This window comes from Haliea sp. E17, from assembly GCF_048323675.1.
Taxonomy (GTDB): domain Bacteria; phylum Pseudomonadota; class Gammaproteobacteria; order Pseudomonadales; family Halieaceae; genus Mangrovimicrobium.
Map to the genome: position 1 here is coordinate 341,643 of NZ_JBLWFK010000005.1, position 18,398 is coordinate 360,040.

Here is an 18,398-nt window from a genome sequence, read left to right on the forward strand (position 1 = left end):
CACAGCAGGCTGAGTCCGGCCGGCTTGCCAGCAAAGTGTATGCCGTTGGAGCCGGTGGTGGGAAGGTATATACGCGCCTGGGCAATAGCTGCTGCCGCACGGTCCAATTGCCGTGGCCGTGTGGTGGCGGATTACTCGTCCGCGGGTCCCAGTGCCGCGGCGTAGGGATCGGCATCGTCCTCGCTGCCCGGGTAGCGATCGAGGTTGCCGATATCGAGGACCGGGGAGGCGTCGATGTGCTGGGCATCCATCATGTGCGCAACCCGCTGCAGGGCGGCGATGATCATGGTCTGCTCCCATTCGTGGAGGTCGGCGAACTGGCGGGCGAACTGGTCCTGCAGCGGGATCGGAGCATCCTTGAGTACCTGCAGGCCCTGGTCCGTCAGGCAGGCGTGCACCTTGCGGCGGTCCTTCTGTGAACGCTCGCGATAGACGTAGCCGCGTCGCTCCAGCCGGTCGAGGATATTGGTTACCGTGGCCTGGCTGAGGCTCACCTCGCTGGCCAGGTCGCCAATGGTGGTACCGCCCTCGCCGTTGCGGATCGCCTGCAGCAGGAGAATCTGGGGCGCAGTCAGGCCGGTAGTCTTCGACAGGTGCTTGGAATGCAGGTCGGTGGCCCGGATCACCCGGCGCAGGGCAATCAGTACTTCTTCTATTCGATCCAACTCGGTGCGTTCCTCTTCGGCGGGGTTGCCCATTATACGCAGGGCAGACGCGGAATGCGGTGCGGGTGCGGCGTTGATGCTTCGACTGCTGATAATTGTCTCCCAGTTGATACCTCTAAATGGCAAAATATGTTTTGTCATAAAAAGATAATATTCGTGAATACTGGTCATATTATGCGCATTATTTGAGATAAATGGAAGATTTCTGTATAGTCGCAACCAAATTTACTTAGTGGTCTAAATATTAGACATGGATATGAATGTTCCAAAGAGCGCTCTGCTTCTTCGCAAACCCCAGGCGCAGGACGGTGCTGCATTGCACGCGCTGATCGAGGCCTGCCCGCCGCTGGACCTCAATTCCGTCTACTGCTACCTGCTCCAGTGCAGCCACTTCGCCGCCACATCGGTGGTGGCGGAGCGGGCTGGCGAACTGGTCGGGGCGATCACCGGCTACCGGCCGCCGGCGCAGGGCGACACCCTGTTCATCTGGCAGGTGGCGGTGAGTGACAAGGCCCGCGGCGAGGGACTCGCCCGGCGCATGCTCAACCATATCGTGGATGGCGAGGCCTGTGCCGGCGTCGCCTTCATGGAAACCACAGTCACTGACGACAACAGGGCCTCCTGGGCCCTGTTCGAGAGCTTTGCCCGGCAGCGCGAGGCGCCCCTGCAACGCAGCCTGAAGTTCGACCGTGAAACACATTTCCTCGGCGCACACGACAGCGAATACCTCGCGCGTATCGGGCCCTTCCAGCGCTGAGCGCTGAACGAGACCTGTGAGCGCTTGATCGATTACTACGGAGAGACCCTCAGCATGAAGATTTTTGACGAGATTGAATCGGAAGTTCAAAGTTACGCGCGCTCGTTCCCGCGCGTATTCCACCGCGCCCAGGGGGAGTTCCTCTACGATGAAGAGGGCAACGAGTACCTCGATTTCCTCGCCGGCGCCGGCACCCTGAACTACGGCCACAACAATCCACTGTTCAAGCAGAAGCTGCTCGAGTACATCGAGCACGACGGCATCACCCATGGCCTTGACCTGCACACCCGGGCCAAGGGGGAATTCCTCGAGGCCTTCAATGAGAAGATCCTCAAGCCCCGCAGCATGAATTACGTGGTGCAGTTTACCGGCCCGACCGGCACCAACTCGGTGGAAGCGGCGCTGAAACTGGCGCGCAACGTCACTGGCCGCCACAACATCATCGCGTTCACCAACGGCTTCCACGGCGTGAGCCTGGGCGCCCTGGCAACCACCGGTAACTCCCATCACCGCAATGCGGCAGGAATCAATCTCTGTGGCGCCAGCCGGGTGCCTTACGATGCCTACCTCGGTGATGACATTGACACGACGGGCTACCTCGACAAGGTGCTGTCCGATTCCAGCAGCGGTGTCGACAAGCCGGCGGCGGTAATCGTCGAGTGTGTGCAGGGCGAGGGCGGGATCAACGCCGCTTCGCTGGAGTGGCTGCAGAACCTGGATAAAGTGTGCAAGAAGCACGAGGTGCTGCTGATCGTCGATGATATCCAGGCCGGTTGCGGCCGCACCGGCACCTTCTTCAGTTTCGAGGAAGCCGGTATCAAGCCCGACATCATCACCCTGTCGAAATCGCTTAGCGGCTACGGACTGCCCTTTGCGGTCGTGCTGATCAGCCCGAAACTGGACCAGTGGAAACCGGGCGAGCACAACGGCACCTTCCGCGGCAATAACCTGGCCTTCGTCACCGCCAAGGCCGCTATCGACCATTACTGGAGCAATGACCACTTCGCCGCCGACGTGCGTCGCAAGGGCGCGTATATCTCGCGCCGCCTCGAAGAGATTGTCGACAAATACGGTAACGGCAACTTCACCACCCGCGGTCGGGGCATGTTCCAGGGCATCAACTGCATCAACGGAGAACTGGCCGGCGCCATCACCCACCGGGCGTTCAGGAATGGCCTGATCATTGAAACCAGTGGCGCCGACGACCAGGTCGTCAAGCTGCTTTGCCCACTGGTGATTTCGGACGACAACCTGAAAAAGGGTATCGACATCCTGGAGCAGGCGATCCGTGAGATCTGCGCGGAAAACGGCGCAGTCCCCGCGGAGATCGATTACTTCGATGACGAGCGCGAAATTGCCTGAGCAGTTCGGTCGCCAAACACAGCCAACAGATACAGAGGTTTCAGCATGATAGTCAGACAACTGCAGGACGCGGAGCAGACCACACGCCGCGTCGTCAGCCCCGATGGCAACTGGGAGAGCGCCCGCATGTTGCTCAAGGGCGACAATATGGGCTTTTCCTTTCACATCACCACAATCTACAAAGGTGCCGATTTCCGCATGCACTACCAGAATCACCTGGAATCGGTGTACTGCATCTCCGGTCGCGGCGAGGTGGAAACGCTGGACGACGGCAAGAAGTACCCGATTACCCCGGGGACGCTCTACGTTCTGGACCAGCACGACAGGCACATGCTGCGGGCATTCGAGGAGATGAAAATGGCTTGCGTGTTCAATCCCCCGCTGAGCGGCAAGGAAGTGCACAATGCCGAGGGCGCCTATGAACTGGAGGCGGAGGCAATCGACGCATGAGTGCCCGCCACCACACGGTAGAAAAAATCGGCGGGACCAGCATGCTGGACTACGCAGCCGTGCGCGATAACATCATCCGCCACCCCGCGGCGCAGCGCGACGGCCTTTACCAGCGTGTGTTTGTCGTTTCCGCCTACGGTGGCATCACCAACCGCTTGCTGGAGCACAAGAAATCCGGACGGCCGGGTGTCTACGCCCTGTTTGCATCCAGTGAGTCCGGGCGCACCTGGCGCGAGGAACTGGACTCATTGCGCCTGGAAATGTACCAGCTCAACGCGGGTTATTTTAGTGATACCGCCAGTATTCACCGGGCCAACCAGTTCATCGATGAGCGCGTCGCCTCCGCGGAGGAATGCCTGCGCAACCTGGAACAGCTGTGCCGCCACGGCCATTTTTCCCTCCAGTCCCACCTGGCCACGGTGCGCGAAATGCTGGCCAGCCTGGGCGAGGCCCAGAGCGCCTGGAACACGGTGCAACTGCTGCAGCGCGACGGGGTGAATGCCCGCTTCGTCGACCTTACCGGCTGGCGCGACGACGAGCACCTCGCCCTCGACGAACGCATCATAAAGGCTTTCGAAGATATAGACCTGGCCGCGGAGTTGCCCATCGTCACTGGCTACGCGCATACCCGCGATGGCTTGATGGCGAGTTTTGACCGCGGCTACAGCGAGATGACCTTCAGCCGGACCGCAGTGCTTACCGAGGCCCGCGAAGCGGTGATCCACAAGGAGTTTCACCTGTCCAGCGCGGATCCGAACATCGTCGGTGAACAGTACGCGGTGCCCATCGGCCGCACCAATTACGATGTGGCTGACCAGCTGGCCAACCTCGGTATGGAAGCAATCCACCCGAAGGCGGCGAAAGGCCTGCGCCAGAACAATATCCCCTTGCGGGTCAAGAACACCTTCGAGCCTGAGCATGCGGGTACCCTGATCACGCCCGACTACGTCAGCGAGACTCCGCGGGCGGAAATCATTGCGGGCAGCCGGGGGGTGTACGCGCTGGAGCTGTTCGACCAGGACATGGCCGGGCAGATCGACGTATTCGACAGGGAAATCCTGTCGACCATCCGGCGCTTCCGGGGCCAGATCATCGCCAAGGATATCAACGCCAATACCATCACCCATTACCTGGGCGGTAACCTCAAGACTATCAAGCGTATCCGCCAGGCCCTGGAAGAGACCTTCCCCGACGCCGAAATCGACCAGACCAAGGTGTCTATCGTTTCGGCTATCGGCAGCGACCTGAAAGTGACCGGTATCCTGGCGAAGGCGGTAGCGGGCCTGGCCGCCCACGATATTGGCGTGCAGGCCATGCACCAGTCCATGCGCCAGGTCGATATGCAGTTTGTGATCAACGAGGACCAGTTCGACGATGCGGTGAAGGCACTGCACGAATGCCTCGTGGAAGTGCACGATCACGGCGCGGCGATCTGCCTGGCCCAGGCCTGAACCCCGCCTGCCGGGTCCGCGGGTCTGAATCGCCCCGTATTGGTCGCCCCCCGGGCCCCGGGTTTGCCGGTGGGGCTGCAATATTCCCGATAATCACGCCGCAATCGATCTCCGCGGGAACTTGTGGCCGGCAAGTCTGTCCTCATATACAGATAGCAGGCCGCAGATTTCCCGCGGCCCGGCAGGGGAAACCACCGTGACACACAGCAGAACCCGGCAACCGCGATCAGAAAGCCTTTGGCTTTCGGTGGCGGTATTGTGCCTGTTTCTGTGCAGCGGCCCCCTGTCAGCGGGCCTTGAGCAGTCAAAGCAGCTGTTCCCCGGGGAACTCGCAAGCCTCTCTGCTCCCGCCGGGGACCAGGGGTCGCTGGACAGCGGAGAGCTCGCCCTGCCCTCCCCGGTTGTATTCAGTGCCCTGCTGCTCTTTTTCCTCCTCGTACCCACCCCGAATCGCGGCCTGTTTCCCCACCGCCGCCTGCGTGGCCGACTCGCCCGCGCTCCTCCCTGTTCAGTTACTGCCTGAGTTTTTTGCCAACTGAATTATTTGCGGTGCCCGTGCGCACCGCCTGAGGAGCATTACAATGATCAATTACAAATCACTTCCCACTGTGTCACTGAAGCATGTGGACCGTATCGAGAGACCGGATTATTCCGAGCCGTTGACCACGGAAAGTTCGGCGCTGGAGGTCCTTTTGGATTTCCGCGAACAGCAACCGATGATGCTGGAGTCGAGCACACCGCTCAATGAGGCCATTGAGCTGATGAAGCGGACCCATGAGAAGGTAAAACTGGTTATCGACAGTGAAGAGACCTTTCGCGGGGTGATTTCCCTGGCGGACCTGCTCTCGGTCAAGGTGATGAAGGCGAGCCAGTCCACCGGTATGCACCATCACGAACTCACCGTGGGGGATGTGATGATTCCGCGCAATACCCTCCGAGCAGTCGAATACACCGAATTGTGTTCGGCACGTGTTGGCGACCTGCTGTCGACCATGAAAAACTATGGCGACCGTTTCGTCCTGGTGGTGGACGGCAAGACCAACTCCCTGCGCGGGCTGATCGGATCCGGGGCCATCGCCCGCGGACTGCGCATCCCGATCCTTATCGGCGAGAGGGCAAATACCTTTTCCGATATTTACCACGCGGTTCGTGTCTGAGACAGTCCTGGGCTGGCGCGGCGGAAGCAGGATTCCGCCGCGTTTTCAGCGCATTATCCTGTGCTGGTTTTCGCACACTGCGGAGAAGCAGCGCGGTGGTTTATAGCCACCGCGCTTACCCTGTGTCCCGCCTGATTATAGCGGGAGTCTGTTAGCCCACGCCGTCCGAGTCATCGGAGTCATCGGAGTCGTCGGAATCGTCGGAGTCGTCGGAATCGTCGGAGTCGTCGGAATCGTCGGAATCGTCGGAATCGTCGGAGTCGTCGGAGTCGTCGGAGTCGTCGGAGTCGTCGGAATCGTCGGAGTCGTCGGAATCGTCGGAGTCGTCGGAATCGTCGGAGTCGTCGGAATCATCATCCGAGATCTGATCCTTGCCGGTGTAGCCGTTCAGCTTGCCGGTAGCCCCCATCACCGCGACCTTTTCACCCGGCGCCAGCTCCAGGCCAAGAATCTCGCTCAGCAGTTGGGCCGCTTCCTCGGTCAGTAACAGGTCCAACTGGCGAATAACCAGTTTGCCGTTTTTCTCGACGCCCACATCTGCGTTGCCGAGGTCAATATCGAACAGGGTAACGCGCTCACTGACATCGCCATCCACCTCGATAACTGCACTTACGACATTCTGTTCGCCAAGGGCCTCGATGGTCAGGTTGTGCAGGACCAGGCGGGTGCCATCGGGGCCCTCCAGTACCAGGCCCCCGGAGAGGTCGATTTCCCCGACTGTACCGGCAAGGTCAACCACGCCGCCGGTAACGGGTACCCGCAGCCAGCCTTTTTGGGGAACAATCTTGCCGGGCTTCACTGCCGAAGTGTCGATGTCGGCATTCGCCAGTGCCTCGTTAAACAGGCTGGAAAAATACAGCGTACTGCCGCCGGCCTGGTATTTGATCTGGTAGGTCGGTGCGGCGGTCACACCGCTGGTCGCAAGATTGAGGGCGACCAGCGTGCCGGCAACCATGGCCTTCATCGGGGTGTCTTTCTTCATTCTGGTACTCCTGGTTTTATTGTGGCGCTCCCGCCTCTGGCCTTACCGGCCTGTTTCGGGGTCGTGTCATCCGGCGAAGAGGGCTTCATCCCGGGTTCACAATCTTGTTATAAAGCGAGTATAGCCGCCCGCCATTCACTGGACCGAGGTCGATTGTCGAAAAGTTATGAAAAGCCGAGCCCCGATTGCTATCAGCTACCGACCCAAGGCGCAGGATTACCTGCCGGTGGTGGTGGCGGCGATTCGCCGCCACCTCGGCGACTGGCCCGTGGTCCTGTTGACCGGAAAGGAACACCTTCCACCTGAAAACTGGATTGAATCCAATAAGATAGAAGCTATCACCGACTGGCAGCACAGCGCCGGCGCGAACAAGATCCTGCGCCTGTGGGAGCACCAGGAGGTTTTTGCGGCGCATTTTGACCGCTGGATCTGGTGGCATGACGACATGCTGTTATTGCGTCCACTGGAGGCGCCGGAAGCCGAATTTGCCCGGCCGCTGGTGCGCCACGGCCAGCGCAAGCGCCCGAACCGGGAATTGAACAACTGGCACAATATGCTCTGGGATACCCTGGGCTTTTTTCGCTGCCTGTCGATCGCGGCGCCCAATCCGGTTATGCACACGCCGCGCCTGATAGAGCGTGAAGGCCTGCAAGCCATACCGGCGCAGTGGAATCGCAGCCGGCTGCTATTCGAGCCGACCTACCTGTTGTGGCAGTGGCACCGTATGGGCCAGCAGCCTGAAGTTGCGGAAGATTTCCGGATTTGCCAGTTCGAAGGCGACATTCCACCGATCGCTGAACTGGAAGACTCCCCCTGCACGATTTTCAACTGGGGGCGCCATATCGACCACGCTGCTGCGGCAGGTGAATTTGGCCGGCTGTATCCGCTGGACTATGGGTAAAAGACTGCTGCGTGGTGCGGGGTAGCGGGTTCAGGACTGGCCGCGTAATTTGTGGACGTGTTTCTGCACCAGCGCCAGGTAACGCGGGGTATAGCCGACATCCTCGAAAATGGGGTCACCCTCCTCGTCGCGAGCGATGATCCTGTCGCCCTGCCGGTAGGGAAATGAAGCGACGAGCTCATCGAGGGCGGTACCCAGCAGCTCGGCGATCAGTTGTTCGCGACTGCGCAGCGGAAAGAGTTCGGCCAGGGCTTCAACTTTTGCCGCGTTTTCCACTGTCAGGTCGATGCGATATTGCTCATGCACCAGTTCGCCGGATGCCTGTTGGTCCCAGACGCCTACCAGATCGACAAAACTCATTGATGCCCTCCACCTCAGGGAACTAACGATATGACAGATTCGTGAAGCCTGAGTTCAGCCTAGTCCATCTGCCTGCGGGTGGCGAGCGATAAGCGCCCGAGAAAGGCTTTCCTGTGGATTTTTTTGCGAGTAGTCTGGCGTTGGGCGCTTGCGCAGGAGTGGGGTGGCATATGCTGCACAGCACATTGATGCAGGAAGACTTCCCGGCACGGCTGGAGGCGGTATTCCCCGACCGCGCCACCGCCGATGCGGCGGCCAGTGTGCTCTGCCAGCGCTTCGGCCTGGACCACTCCCAACTGGGTATCGCCGAATGCCATTCTCCCGGAGGAAACCATCGCAATCGTTTCGCCAACCGGGTCAGCGGCAGGATTTTCCAGAAGCGCCAGCTGCAGCTGGCGGCCGCGACCTTCGCCCTCATGTTCCTCGGTTTTGTCCTGATCGCCCTGCTGGAATTCCTCGGTTTCATTTCCCCGAGCACCATTGCGGTGTTGCTGGCGACCCTGGTGCTGGCGGCCCTGCTGCCACTGGCGGGGGGACTGCTGTCCTGGCGCCGGGCGGGTGTGCGCGGAGACGCGGCGCTCTCGCTGGGCCGGCGCACCGTGCTGCTGGTGGAGGTGCATGACATCAGCGAGCAGTACCAGTTGCGCGACGCGCTGCAGGAAATGGGCGCCAGGGTGGATAGCGGGGATATCGCTGGCGTGTCCTGATGTAATTTGTTCGACTAATTCGAATAAAAACTCCGAATAAATCCGATTTTTTGTCCATTAAATCGAATATAACCTGTGCTCAACCTATTCGGTAATGCGGCAATTGCGCATTTCGGCAATCCAGGACAGCAGGGAGAAACAGACATGCAAGCCAAAATCGCCAATCCTGACCACCCCATCAACCCGCTCCTGCAGCAGCGCTTCAGCCCCTATGCCTTTGACCCGCAGCGCACTGTTGCCCCCGGGGACATCGTCGCGCTGTTCGAGGCGGCCCGCTGGACCATGTCCTCCTACAATGCCCAGCCCTGGCGTTACATCGTCGGCGTCAAGGGCAGTGCGGACGGCGTGTGGGAGAAAATTCACGCCAGCCTGGTCGAGGGCAACCAGCCCTGGGCCGCCAATGCACCGGTACTGGTAATTGGCCTTGTCAAGACCGTATTCGACCACAACGGCAAGCCGAACATCGCCGCCGAGCACGACCTCGGCGCTGCATCGGCCATGCTGACTGTCGAGGCCACAGCGCGCGGCCTTGCCGTACACCAGATGATCGGCATCGAGGCGGACAAGGTGGTGGCCACCTTCCCCCTGCCGGAACACGTCAAACCGGTAACCGCGCTGGCGATTGGTTACGCTGGCACACCGGATGTCATTCCCGCGGCATATGCCGAGCGCGATGCCACACCGCGCCAGCGCCTGGCGCAGGCGGACTTCCTGCTGTAGCCCCCCGGGCCGCCGACTTGTGGCGGCTGTCCGCCGCGTGTAATGTGGGCGCCCGGTGCGGGCGCCTGGCCCGCGGGCAACAGCGGAGCGCGGGATGCACAACAAGGCCCTCGAGGGTTTCGATACGATCATCGTCGGTGCCGGCAGTGCCGGCTGCGTGCTCGCCAATCGCCTGTCCGCAGACAGTTCCCGCCGAGTGTTGCTGCTCGAGGCCGGTGGCAACGACCGCTGGCACTGGTTCCACATTCCCGTCGGTTACCTGTTTGCCATGGGCAACCCGCGCGCCGATTGGTGTTATTCACTGGAGCCCCAGGCGGGCCTCAACGGCAGGGTGCTGCCCTACCCGCGGGGCAAGGTGCTCGGCGGCTGCAGTGCCATCAACGGCATGATCTATATGCGCGGCCAGCGCGAGGACTACGACTACTGGCACCTGCCCGGCTGGGCATGGGACGAGGTGTTGCCGCGTTTTCGCCGCTCCGAGAGCTACTTCGGTGGCGCTTCGCAATACCACGGCGCTGACGGCGAACTGCGGGTTGAACAGCAGCGCCTGCACTGGCCGGTACTGGAGGCATGGAGCGAGGCCTGCAGCGAGTACGGCATTCCGCCCACGGATGACTTCAACACCGGCGATAACGGCGGGGTGGGCCTGTTTCACGTCAACCAGGTGAACGGCGTGCGCTGCTCCGCCAAACGCGCTTTCCTGAAACCGGTTGCGGGTCGGCCGAACCTGCAGGTCCTGACCGGCGTCATGGTCGATAAACTGGTCTGGGACGGGCACCGCGTCAGCGCTCTGGACGTCCTCATCGACGGCCGGGCCCAGCGTATCGACACGGGCGGCCAGGTGATCCTCTCCGCCGGTGCGGTTTCCTCGCCGTGTATCCTGCAGCGCAGCGGGATTGGCGGTGAGGAACAGTTGCGCGATGCCGGCGTTGCCTGCCGGCTCCGGCTGGACGGGGTTGGCGGCAACCTGCAGGACCACCTGCAGATTCGCGTGCAGTTCCGGGTCGAGGGCACCACTACCCTCAACTGCCTCAACGGCAGCTGGTATGGACGCGCCCGTATGGGGCTCGAATACCTGCTGAAGCGCTCCGGGCCGCTGTCCATGGCCCCCAGCCAGCTCGGCGCCTTCTTCAAGTCGGATGCCTCGCAGGCGCGTCCCGATCTCGAATACCACGTGCAGCCCATGAGCGCGGAAAAACTCGGCCTCGACCTGCACCCCTTCCCGGGCATCACCGCCAGTGTCTGTAACCTGCGTCCGACCAGCCGGGGCCGGGTGGACATCCGCAGCGCCGATCCCCTGCAAGCACCCGCCATCGACCCGCGCTATCTCAGCACCGCGGCGGATCGCGATATCGCCGCACGCTCCATCGAGATTACCCGGGAAATTTCCAGCCAGCCGGCGGTCGCACGCTTCCGACCCCGGGAAATCAAACCGGGACCGGAGATTACCAGTCCCCAGGATCTCGCCCGGGCGGCGGGGGATATCGCCACGACCATTTTCCATCCGGCCTGTACCTGCAAAATGGGCGAGGAAGGCGACCCGCTGGCGGTGACCGATGCCCGCTTGCAGGTGCGCGGCTTCGACAACCTGTACATCGCCGATGCCTCGGTCATGCCGGATATCACCAGCGGCAACACCCATGCGCCGGTGGTTATGATTGCCGAGACCCTCAGCGAGTACCTGCGCGCCTGATTCGCCAGTGGCCTTGCCGCTCCGCCTGGATCATAATGCGGGGCGAGGTCACCTGATACCTGCACTGCAGAGGGGCGCTGAAAGCTGAGCCAGGACAAGCAGTTCGCGCGACACCGCATCGATATCGATGCCGGGGAAATCCGCCTCGGCATCATCGGTGATCTGCACACCCACTGGGACGATGTCGATAACTGGCAGTTCGCTTCGGCTCCCTATGACCTCCTGTTCTTCGCCGGCGATCTCGGCGGCGGCCTCGCCGACAGCACACTGCGGGTCGCGCGCTCCATCTCGAGGTTGCGCCAGCCCACCTTGGTGATGCCCGGCAACAATGATACGGTCGACGTGGAAGAGCTCGCGGCGGAGCTGGCCCTGCAGGGCGGGTTCAACAAGATCCTGGCGATTACCCGCGACAACGCGACCGAGAGTGATATCCGCCTGTGTGGCTACAGCCTTCACGAACTGCGCGCCTGCGGCCTGGCGGTCGATATTATCGCCGGACGTCCCCACAGCATGGGCGGCCCGCAACTCTCCTTTCCCGATTACATGGCCGCGACCTACGCGGTGCACAGCCTCGAGGATTCGGCGCGGCGCCTGTGCGAGCTGGTCGACGCGGCCGAGGCCGAGGCGCTGGTTTTCATGGCGCACAATGGCCCCACCGGGCTGGGCGATGAGCCCGGTGCTATCTGGGGTTGTGATTTCAAGCCCGGCGGCGGTGACTGGGGCGACCCGGACCTGGAGGAGGCCATCGCCTATGCCCGTTCCCGAGGCAAGCGGGTACTGGCGGTGGTTGCCGGGCACATGCACCTGCGCACCAGGGATGGCGAGGAGCGGCCCTGGCTGGTCGACCGGGACGGCACACTGTATGTCAATTCGGCGCGGGTACCGCGGATCTTCGCCGGTGACGACGACACCCTGCGCCATCACCTGGAAATGCGTATCGAAGCCGGCGGGGTCAGCTTTCGCGAGCTGCTGGTGCCGGAGTCCGGGGCTATCTGATTACCTTCCCGGTGCGCTGATTTCTCCCAGCAATTCCCTGGCGCGCCGGGAGGAGACCCCGAACCATTCCGCGACATCACCGAGCAGCGCCTGTTCTTCCTCGACCACTGTGTCGTCGGCAAGGGCGACTGCCGCGGCGAGGGTAAACGCGGTCTCCCGGTCGTTGCGGTTGGCGCACAGCCGGTTGCCCAGTGCCTGCAGCAGGAACGCGGGGCCGCGTTCGCGGGCCGCCGCGTCGCAGCGATCGAGCAATGCGTCGAGGTCCGCTGCGTCGAGCAGGTCGCCGGCCAGCAGGCGAATGGCGCCGCGCACCGAGGCCAGTTCCTCCGGCGCGTGGTGGCCGTCGGCCATCATTACCAGGTACATGGTTTCGGCGAAGGGGGCGACCCGGGCCAGGGCTGCCTCGCGGCGGGGAGCGGCCACATTGCCCGGAGCCTGGTCGGCCGCCGAGTCCTGGGCCAGCAGGGCGTCGCGCAGGCGGCGAATTACCTCGGTATCGATTTGCAAGGTCAGGGTTCCTCTACGCGCCGCCTGGCCAGTCTGCGCTGCCAGGTTCGGGGCGGGGCTGTGACCCTGCGCCAGGGTGGATCGGGGCGCCGGCGATAAGCGGTGCAATTGCTGAAGCTGGGCGATGTACTTGCATGGCTGGTCCCCGGAAACAGAGCGCCCATACTAAGGTGTTCCCGCGCCAAGCGTCTACTTGAGGGCATAGCGGGTGTGGCGGGGTCAGAGAACCAGCCAGGCCAGCCCCAGGGCCACCAGCACCAGCAGTGCGGCGAGACCGATGATCGGCCAGCCGGCCCTGTAGGTTGCGTCGTTCTCCGCCTCGATCATCCGCTGGTGATTGTGGAAGCGCCAGGTGGCGAACACGATAACGGCGATGCCGACCAGGACCAGCAGCAGGGCCAGCGGATTGATCGACTGTGCGACAGGTGCGGATGCCTTGCCCGCGTCCACCGAGGCACGCAGGTAGGCAGAGAACAGTTCAAATCGCTCGATGATGAAACCAAAGGCGATAATGGCTATCGCGGTCCGGATCCAGGCCAGCCAGGTGCGTTCGTTGGCGGCGTGGTCCGTGTAGTGTTTCACTCGGAGGTGTCCTCCTCGTCGCGTTTCTCGACGAAGCGGCCAAAGAAAATCCCGACTTCGAAGAGCAGCCACATGGGCCCCGCCAGCAGCGTCTGCGAAATCACATCCGGGGGCGTCAGCAGCATACCGATGACGAAACAGCCGACGATGACATAGGGGCGCTTCTTGCCCAGGTCCTCGGCGGTGGTGATGCCGGCCCAGATCAGCAGGATGGCGACAATCGGGATTTCAAATGCGACACCAAAGGCGAAAAACAGCTTGAGGACGAAGTTCAGGTAGCTGTTGATGTCGGTCATGATGGCCACGCCCTCGGGGCCGACACTGGTGAAAAAGCCGAAGATCAGCGGAAACACCACGAAGTAGGCGAAGGCGGCGCCGGCATAGAACAGCGCGATACTGGTCACCAGCAGGGGCACCGCAAAGCGCTTTTCATGCCGGTACATCCCCGGTGCGACGAAACTCCAGGCCTGGTAGAGCACGTAGGGAATGGCGATGAAGATCGACGCGAACAGGGTCAGCTTGAAGGGCGTCAGGAAGGGCGAGGCGACTTCCGTGGCGATCATCGTGGCCCCGGGAGGCAGCAGGTCCCGCAACGGCAGCGAGATATAGGCATAAATGTCGTTGGCGAAGGGGAACAGGCAGATAAAGACCAGCAATACGGCCAGTATCGCGCGTAACAGGCGATCGCGCAGCTCCGTCAGGTGGGCGACCAGCGGCAGTGGCGGGTCCTGGATATCCTGCTCGCTCATTGCGGTCGCTGCTCTGCTTTGTCCTCGGCGGGTTGAGGTGCCGGAGGCTCCTCGATTTCATTCGCCAGTTGCTGTACCTGCTCGTCAAATTCCCGCCGGGTTTCCTTGAGTTCACGCATCACCGCATCGTTGTGCAGTTCGCGTTCAACTTCCGACTTTATCTGGTTGAAGCCGCGGCGGAAACGCGACCACCAGGCCGCACCCGTGCGGATGGCGCCGGGCAGGCGCTCCGGGCCGATTACCAGCAGGCCGACCACGGCCACGATGATCAGCTCGGCAAAACCGATATCGAACATCTCGTGGCGCTCTACTTGTCCTTGTCAGGTGAGGAGTCTTCCTCGGCCTGTTTCTCTTCCACCGGTTTGTCGTTGCTGTCCTCGTCGGACATGCTCTTGCGGAAGCCCTTGACCGCGCTGCCGAGGTCGGAGCCCAGCGTGCGCAGGCGCTTGGTACCGAACAGCATGACCACGATTGCCAGAATGATCAGCAGCTGCCAGATACTGATTCCACCTAAGCCCATAAATATCTCCGTCTATATTCAGTTGTGGGAATTGTTGCGGGCGGCCTTTTCGTCCAGCCCGGATACACCGAAGCGCCTGCCGAGGCACTCGGTGACTTCTGCCGCGTCCACTTCGAGATGCGACAACATGACCATGCAGTGAAACCAGAGGTCGGCGACTTCGCCGACCAGTGCCTCGCGACTGCCGCCGGCGTCGAGGTCGCGGGCGGCGAGGATGGTTTCCACCGCTTCCTCGCCGACCTTTTCCAGGATCTTGTTCAGCCCCTTGTGGTGCAGGCTGGCGACATAGGAGCTTTCCGGGTCCGCGCCCTTGCGCTGTTCCAGGGTCGCCGCCAGTTCGCGCAGGATGTCATTCATTCGCCCTTGGCTCCGTATAGGTCTTGCGGATCGCGCAGCACCTCATCCACCGTGGCGAGGGTGCCGTCGACTGCCGCGACCCGGTAAAAACAGCTGCGCCGGCCGGTGTGGCAGGCAATCCCGCCGACCTGCTCAACCTGCATCAGCACCGTATCGCCGTCGCAGTCCACGCGCAGTTCCTTCAGGTGTTGCACATTGCCGGATTCCTCGCCCTTGCGCCACAGCGCTGCGCGGGAGCGCGACCAGTACACTGCGCGCTGCTCCTGCAACGTAAGTTGCAGGGACTCGGCATTCATCCACGCCATCATCAGCACTTCACCGGTCTGCCAGTCCTGGGCGATGGCGGCAACCAGTCCCTGTTCGTTCCATTTGATGTTGTCGCTGAGGCTCATAATTACTCCGGCTTGACGCCCTGATTATCGCACAGGGCCGGACGCCTCACGACCGCCTCGGCCACAGCAGGGCGAGACCCGCGGCCACCAGAGCCCAGCTGGCCAGCGGTACTTCGGCAAGCCAGTCCAGTGCCTGGGGCCTGGCAACCACCACGGCGGCGGCCAGGGCTGCCAAGCCGGCCGCGCTGCGACCGGACAGGGTCCGTGGCCGGGATGGCCTGGATCCCCGGGCAGGGTTCCTTTCGGTAGTGCCGTGCTCGAGTTGATGCAGTACCAGGTCGGGGACCCGGGGCAGTTGCTCCAGCCAGGAGGGTGCCTGGCGCTGCAGCTTTTGCAACATGCTTTGCGGCGAGTAACGTTCCGCCATCCACTGTTCGAGGAAAGGTTGCGCGGTATCCCAGAGGTTGAGGTCCGGGTAGAGCTGGCGTCCCAGCCCTTCGATATTAAGCAGGGTTTTCTGCAACAATACCAGTGACGGTTGCACTTCCATATCGAAGCGGCTGGCTGTGCGAAACAGGTAGACGAGCAGCTGGCCGAAGGATATCTCGCTGATCGGCCGCTCGAAAACCGGTTCGCAGACTGCGCGCATGGCCGCTTCGAAGTCCTGCACCCGGGTATCCGCCGGCACCCAGCCACATTCTACATGCAATTGGGCGACTTCCCGGTAGTCGCGATGAAATATTGCCAGCAGGTTGCGGGCCAGGTAGTACTGGTCGGAGTCGGACAGTGAGCCGATGATGGCGCAGTCGACCGCGATATAGGTCGGGTCCGCCGGGTTGGAGGCGTCGACGAAAATGTTCCCCGGGTGCATGTCCGCGTGGAAAAAACTGTCGCGCAGCACCTGGGTGAAGAATATTTCCACCCCGCGCTCGGCCAGCAGCTTCAGGTCCACGTCCAGTTCCTTCAGGGTTTTGACGTCGGTGACGGGAATGCCCTTGATCCGTTCCATGGTAAAGACGTTGTGGGCACTGTAGTCCCAGTACACCCGCGGCACGTAAACCAGCGGGCTGTCCTCGAAATTGCGCCGCAGCTGCGAGGCATTGGCCGCTTCGCGGCCGAGGTCGAGCTCGTCGAGGACCACCAGTTCGTAGTCCTTGACCACCTCCACCGGGCGCAGGCGCCGGCCGAAGGGCAGGAAGCGCTCGACCAGCCGGGCGAGGATGAACATCAGGGCGAGGTCCTGGCGAATTACCGGCTCTATGTCCGGGCGCAGGACTTTGACTACCACCGATTCGCCGCTGGCGAGGGTGGCGGCGTGCACCTGGGCCACGGACGCCGAGGCCATGGGTTCCGGGTCGAAGCTGGCGAAGAGGTCTGCTACGGGTTGCCCCAGGCTCTTTTCGATGATCGCCACCGCCTGTTCGCCGGGAAAGGGCGGCACCGCGTCCTGCAGGCGGGCCAGCTCGTCGGCGATATCCTCGGGCAACAGGTCGCGGCGGGTGGACAGCATCTGGCCGAATTTCACGAACACCGGGCCCAGTTCTTCCAGGGCCCGGCGCAGGCGTTCTCCCCGTGGCATGTCCGGCACCGGGTGCAGGTGCCAGGGGGCCAGCTTAAAGGCTGTGCGGGGCAGCGGCGGCAGGTTGGAATGATCGAGCAGCAGGTCCAGGCGGTAACGGCCGACGACACGGAAAATGGTTAACAGGCGCAGGCTGCGGGACACGTCAGGAGCGATCCTTGTAATCGCTGGTCTTGCGGCGCAGCCGGGCGATACGGGAGTTGAGGCGATCCACCCGCAGGCAGAGATCCTGCACGTCGCGGTAGAAATCTTCCAGTTCCAGCCGCGGCGGCGTCAGGCGGGCTTCCTCCTGGATAAATTCGGCGAGCTGGCGTGACAGTCCTGCCCCCGCCTGGCGGCCCCAGCGGAAGCCGCCGCGCAGCATCTGCGCTACCTGGTGCCCGGCGACGTCGCCGAGGGTATTAACCAGGGGGGCTTCCCAGTCCGGGTCGAGGCCGGCGATGATTTTCTGCAATTCGATCAGCGCAGCGCTGTCCCCGCGCAATTCGAGGCCGCCGTTGATCAGCGCTGCGGCGGGGTCGTCGGCGGTCGCGAGGGCGGCAAACTCCGAGGCCTCACCGCGCAGGCTGGTAGTGACATCGCCCTCCCAGGCGCCCATCAGGCGCACGCCGCTCGCGGCGGGCTGCAGAAAGGCGTCCAGCTGCGGCGCTGTGCAATGCAGTGCAAACACCTGGCCTTCCAGCGCCGCGAGGGCCTGGCTGCCGCCGGGCGAAAGCTGCAGCGCCCGGTTGAGCAGGGCCTCCACCGCGGCCAGCGCCGCCGTATGCAGGGTGGGGTCGATCTGCGCGGACACGCTCAGGCCTTGACCCCGCGGTGTACCGCGACGATCCCGCCGGTCATGTTGTGGTACTCGACACTGGCGAAGCCGGCGTCTTCCATCATGTCCTTCAGGGTCTCCTGGTCCGGGTGCATGCGGATCGACTCGGCCAGGTACTGGTAGCTGTCGGCGTCGCCGGCCACCAGGCGGCCCATCAGCGGCAGCACGCGGAAGGAATAGGTGTCGTAGGCCTTGCTCAGCAATTCGTTGCCGGGCTTGGAAAATTCGAGCACCAGCAGCCGCCCGCCGGGCTTCAGCACGCGCAACATGGAGCGCAGGGCGAGGTCCTTGTCGGTGACGTTGCGCAGGCCGAAGGCGATGGTGATGCAGTCGAAACTCTCGTCCGGGAAGGGCAGGAACTGGGCATCCGCCTGCACGAACTCGATGTTGCCGACACGGCCGTGGTCGAGCAGCTTGTCGCGCCCCACCCGCAGCATGGAATCGTTGATGTCGGCCAGCACCACGCGGCCCTCATCGCCGACGATGTCGGCAAACTTCGCCGCCAGGTCGCCGGTGCCACCGGCGATGTCGAGCACGGCGTTGCCCCGGCGCACGCCGGACAACTCGATGGTGAAGCGCTTCCAGATGCGGTGGATGCCCGCGGACATCAGGTCGTTCATCAGGTCGTAGCGCGCGGCGACGGAGTGAAACACGCCGGCCACCATGCCGGCTTTCTCATCGCTGTCGACTTCGCGGTATCCGAAGTGGGTCTTGTCTTTTGCGCTCATGGGTCCTCCCGGGAGCGGGTGATTGT

Annotated in this window: 23 protein-coding genes; 10 read left to right on the plus strand and 13 right to left on the minus strand. The window is 62.6% G+C overall.

Annotated elements, in window-relative coordinates; translation table 11 throughout:
* Nucleotides 1–131: 131 nt before the first annotated feature.
* Nucleotides 132–707 (minus strand): MarR family winged helix-turn-helix transcriptional regulator, encoded by a 576-nt coding sequence (locus tag ACNKU3_RS14970; protein ID WP_418260551.1) that lies wholly within the window; start codon nucleotides 705–707, stop codon nucleotides 132–134.
* Nucleotides 708–921: 214 nt separating this feature from the next.
* On the opposite strand from ACNKU3_RS14970, the gene ectA reads away from it, so the two are divergent.
* The 5 genes from ectA (at nucleotide 922) to ACNKU3_RS14995 (ending at nucleotide 5,842) form a co-directional block, all read left to right on the plus strand.
* The gene (gene ectA / locus ACNKU3_RS14975; protein ID WP_418260314.1) at nucleotides 922–1,422 is read left to right on the plus strand and encodes a diaminobutyrate acetyltransferase; all 501 of its coding nucleotides are present in this window, start codon (nucleotides 922–924) and stop codon (nucleotides 1,420–1,422) included.
* A gap of 54 nt (nucleotides 1,423–1,476) precedes the next feature.
* Nucleotides 1,477–2,784: a diaminobutyrate--2-oxoglutarate transaminase gene (ectB, locus tag ACNKU3_RS14980; RefSeq protein WP_418260553.1), complete on the plus strand. Its 1,308-nt coding sequence runs from the start codon at nucleotides 1,477–1,479 to the stop codon at nucleotides 2,782–2,784.
* Between the two features lie 45 nt (nucleotides 2,785–2,829).
* Complete coding sequence (locus tag ACNKU3_RS14985) at nucleotides 2,830–3,234, plus strand: ectoine synthase (RefSeq protein ID WP_418260315.1); 405 nt, start codon at nucleotides 2,830–2,832, stop codon at nucleotides 3,232–3,234.
* Nucleotides 3,231–4,685, plus strand: a complete 1,455-nt coding sequence (locus ACNKU3_RS14990) for an aspartate kinase (RefSeq protein WP_418260316.1) — start codon at nucleotides 3,231–3,233, stop codon at nucleotides 4,683–4,685. Before ACNKU3_RS14985 ends, ACNKU3_RS14990 begins: the two co-directional genes overlap by 4 nt.
* A gap of 581 nt (nucleotides 4,686–5,266) precedes the next feature.
* Nucleotides 5,267–5,842, plus strand: a complete 576-nt coding sequence (locus ACNKU3_RS14995) for a CBS domain-containing protein (RefSeq protein ID WP_418260317.1) — start codon at nucleotides 5,267–5,269, stop codon at nucleotides 5,840–5,842.
* 151 nt (nucleotides 5,843–5,993) lie between these two features.
* Here ACNKU3_RS14995 and ACNKU3_RS15000 read toward each other — a convergent pair whose 3' ends face one another.
* A complete protein-coding gene (locus ACNKU3_RS15000; protein ID WP_418260318.1) occupies nucleotides 5,994–6,824 on the minus strand; it encodes a hypothetical protein in 831 nt (276 codons plus the stop codon).
* A gap of 166 nt (nucleotides 6,825–6,990) precedes the next feature.
* Between ACNKU3_RS15000 and ACNKU3_RS15005 the strand changes: the two genes are divergently transcribed.
* A complete protein-coding gene (locus ACNKU3_RS15005) occupies nucleotides 6,991–7,725 on the plus strand; it encodes a hypothetical protein (RefSeq protein WP_418260319.1) in 735 nt (244 codons plus the stop codon).
* A 30-nt stretch (nucleotides 7,726–7,755) separates the two neighbouring features.
* Here the strand turns inward: ACNKU3_RS15005 and ACNKU3_RS15010 are convergent, their stop codons facing one another.
* Nucleotides 7,756–8,085 carry a type 1 pili tip component gene (locus ACNKU3_RS15010; protein ID WP_418260320.1) on the minus strand — a complete coding sequence of 110 codons (330 nt, stop codon included), beginning with the start codon at nucleotides 8,083–8,085 and terminating at the stop codon, nucleotides 7,756–7,758.
* A 170-nt stretch (nucleotides 8,086–8,255) separates the two neighbouring features.
* On the opposite strand from ACNKU3_RS15010, the gene ACNKU3_RS15015 reads away from it, so the two are divergent.
* The 4 genes from ACNKU3_RS15015 to ACNKU3_RS15030 all read left to right on the plus strand — a co-directional run bounded on the left by ACNKU3_RS15015 (nucleotide 8,256) and on the right by ACNKU3_RS15030 (nucleotide 12,201).
* Complete coding sequence (locus ACNKU3_RS15015; RefSeq protein ID WP_418260321.1) at nucleotides 8,256–8,792, plus strand: hypothetical protein; 537 nt, start codon at nucleotides 8,256–8,258, stop codon at nucleotides 8,790–8,792.
* A gap of 144 nt (nucleotides 8,793–8,936) precedes the next feature.
* Entirely contained in the window at nucleotides 8,937–9,512 is a 576-nt protein-coding gene (locus ACNKU3_RS15020) for a nitroreductase family protein (RefSeq protein WP_418260322.1), read from the plus strand.
* Nucleotides 9,513–9,606: 94 nt separating this feature from the next.
* A complete protein-coding gene (locus tag ACNKU3_RS15025) occupies nucleotides 9,607–11,205 on the plus strand; it encodes a GMC family oxidoreductase (protein ID WP_418260323.1) in 1,599 nt (532 codons plus the stop codon).
* Nucleotides 11,206–11,358: 153 nt separating this feature from the next.
* Nucleotides 11,359–12,201 carry a hypothetical protein gene (locus ACNKU3_RS15030; RefSeq protein ID WP_418260554.1) on the plus strand — a complete coding sequence of 281 codons (843 nt, stop codon included), beginning with the start codon at nucleotides 11,359–11,361 and terminating at the stop codon, nucleotides 12,199–12,201.
* Here ACNKU3_RS15030 and ACNKU3_RS15035 read toward each other — a convergent pair whose 3' ends face one another.
* The 10 genes from ACNKU3_RS15035 to ubiE form a co-directional block, all read right to left on the minus strand.
* Nucleotides 12,202–12,708 (minus strand): TerB family tellurite resistance protein, encoded by a 507-nt coding sequence (locus ACNKU3_RS15035; RefSeq protein ID WP_418260324.1) that lies wholly within the window; start codon nucleotides 12,706–12,708, stop codon nucleotides 12,202–12,204. It abuts the gene before it with no gap.
* Between the two features lie 219 nt (nucleotides 12,709–12,927).
* Entirely contained in the window at nucleotides 12,928–13,290 is a 363-nt protein-coding gene (locus ACNKU3_RS15040; protein ID WP_418260325.1) for a DUF202 domain-containing protein, read from the minus strand.
* The gene (gene tatC, locus ACNKU3_RS15045; protein WP_418260326.1) at nucleotides 13,287–14,039 is read right to left on the minus strand and encodes a twin-arginine translocase subunit TatC; all 753 of its coding nucleotides are present in this window, start codon (nucleotides 14,037–14,039) and stop codon (nucleotides 13,287–13,289) included. The genes ACNKU3_RS15040 and tatC overlap by 4 nt, the downstream gene beginning before the upstream one ends.
* The gene (gene tatB, locus ACNKU3_RS15050; protein WP_418260327.1) at nucleotides 14,036–14,335 is read right to left on the minus strand and encodes a Sec-independent protein translocase protein TatB; all 300 of its coding nucleotides are present in this window, start codon (nucleotides 14,333–14,335) and stop codon (nucleotides 14,036–14,038) included. The genes tatC and tatB overlap by 4 nt, the downstream gene beginning before the upstream one ends.
* 11 nt (nucleotides 14,336–14,346) lie before the next feature.
* Nucleotides 14,347–14,559, minus strand: a complete 213-nt coding sequence (gene tatA, locus ACNKU3_RS15055) for a twin-arginine translocase TatA/TatE family subunit (RefSeq protein WP_418260329.1) — start codon at nucleotides 14,557–14,559, stop codon at nucleotides 14,347–14,349.
* An 18-nt stretch (nucleotides 14,560–14,577) separates the two neighbouring features.
* The gene (locus ACNKU3_RS15060; protein ID WP_418260330.1) at nucleotides 14,578–14,916 is read right to left on the minus strand and encodes a phosphoribosyl-ATP diphosphatase; all 339 of its coding nucleotides are present in this window, start codon (nucleotides 14,914–14,916) and stop codon (nucleotides 14,578–14,580) included.
* Nucleotides 14,913–15,308 (minus strand): phosphoribosyl-AMP cyclohydrolase, encoded by a 396-nt coding sequence (gene hisI / locus ACNKU3_RS15065; protein WP_418260331.1) that lies wholly within the window; start codon nucleotides 15,306–15,308, stop codon nucleotides 14,913–14,915. Before hisI ends, ACNKU3_RS15060 begins: the two co-directional genes overlap by 4 nt.
* A gap of 46 nt (nucleotides 15,309–15,354) precedes the next feature.
* Nucleotides 15,355–16,971, minus strand: a complete 1,617-nt coding sequence (ubiB, locus tag ACNKU3_RS15070) for a ubiquinone biosynthesis regulatory protein kinase UbiB (RefSeq protein WP_418260332.1) — start codon at nucleotides 16,969–16,971, stop codon at nucleotides 15,355–15,357.
* Between the two features lies 1 nt (nucleotide 16,972).
* Nucleotides 16,973–17,620 (minus strand): ubiquinone biosynthesis accessory factor UbiJ, encoded by a 648-nt coding sequence (locus ACNKU3_RS15075; RefSeq protein ID WP_418260333.1) that lies wholly within the window; start codon nucleotides 17,618–17,620, stop codon nucleotides 16,973–16,975.
* Between the two features lie 2 nt (nucleotides 17,621–17,622).
* Nucleotides 17,623–18,372, minus strand: coding sequence for a bifunctional demethylmenaquinone methyltransferase/2-methoxy-6-polyprenyl-1,4-benzoquinol methylase UbiE (gene ubiE / locus ACNKU3_RS15080; protein ID WP_418260335.1), 750 nt, complete (start codon nucleotides 18,370–18,372; stop codon nucleotides 17,623–17,625).
* Nucleotides 18,373–18,398 lie beyond the last annotated feature (26 nt).

What these genes read in the sequence shown, in the direction of transcription:
- ectA (WP_418260314.1), top strand. Translation starts at nt 922, where the DNA reads ATGAATGTTCCAAAGAGCGCTCTGCTTCTTCGCAAACCCCAGGCGCAG.
- ectB (WP_418260553.1), top strand. Translation starts at nt 1,477, where the DNA reads ATGAAGATTTTTGACGAGATTGAATCGGAAGTTCAAAGTTACGCGCGC.
- ACNKU3_RS14985 (WP_418260315.1), top strand. Translation starts at nt 2,830, where the DNA reads ATGATAGTCAGACAACTGCAGGACGCGGAGCAGACCACACGCCGCGTC.
- ACNKU3_RS14990 (WP_418260316.1), top strand. Translation starts at nt 3,231, where the DNA reads ATGAGTGCCCGCCACCACACGGTAGAAAAAATCGGCGGGACCAGCATG.
- ACNKU3_RS14995 (WP_418260317.1), top strand. Translation starts at nt 5,267, where the DNA reads ATGATCAATTACAAATCACTTCCCACTGTGTCACTGAAGCATGTGGAC.
- ACNKU3_RS15000 (WP_418260318.1), bottom strand. Translation starts at nt 6,824, where the DNA reads ATGAAGAAAGACACCCCGATGAAGGCCATGGTTGCCGGCACGCTGGTC.
- ACNKU3_RS15005 (WP_418260319.1), top strand. Translation starts at nt 6,991, where the DNA reads ATGAAAAGCCGAGCCCCGATTGCTATCAGCTACCGACCCAAGGCGCAG.
- ACNKU3_RS15010 (WP_418260320.1), bottom strand. Translation starts at nt 8,085, where the DNA reads ATGAGTTTTGTCGATCTGGTAGGCGTCTGGGACCAACAGGCATCCGGC.
- ACNKU3_RS15015 (WP_418260321.1), top strand. Translation starts at nt 8,256, where the DNA reads ATGCTGCACAGCACATTGATGCAGGAAGACTTCCCGGCACGGCTGGAG.
- ACNKU3_RS15020 (WP_418260322.1), top strand. Translation starts at nt 8,937, where the DNA reads ATGCAAGCCAAAATCGCCAATCCTGACCACCCCATCAACCCGCTCCTG.
- ACNKU3_RS15025 (WP_418260323.1), top strand. Translation starts at nt 9,607, where the DNA reads ATGCACAACAAGGCCCTCGAGGGTTTCGATACGATCATCGTCGGTGCC.
- tatC (WP_418260326.1), bottom strand. Translation starts at nt 14,039, where the DNA reads ATGAGCGAGCAGGATATCCAGGACCCGCCACTGCCGCTGGTCGCCCAC.
- tatB (WP_418260327.1), bottom strand. Translation starts at nt 14,335, where the DNA reads ATGTTCGATATCGGTTTTGCCGAGCTGATCATCGTGGCCGTGGTCGGC.
- tatA (WP_418260329.1), bottom strand. Translation starts at nt 14,559, where the DNA reads ATGGGCTTAGGTGGAATCAGTATCTGGCAGCTGCTGATCATTCTGGCA.
- ACNKU3_RS15060 (WP_418260330.1), bottom strand. Translation starts at nt 14,916, where the DNA reads ATGAATGACATCCTGCGCGAACTGGCGGCGACCCTGGAACAGCGCAAG.
- hisI (WP_418260331.1), bottom strand. Translation starts at nt 15,308, where the DNA reads ATGAGCCTCAGCGACAACATCAAATGGAACGAACAGGGACTGGTTGCC.
- ubiE (WP_418260335.1), bottom strand. Translation starts at nt 18,372, where the DNA reads ATGAGCGCAAAAGACAAGACCCACTTCGGATACCGCGAAGTCGACAGC.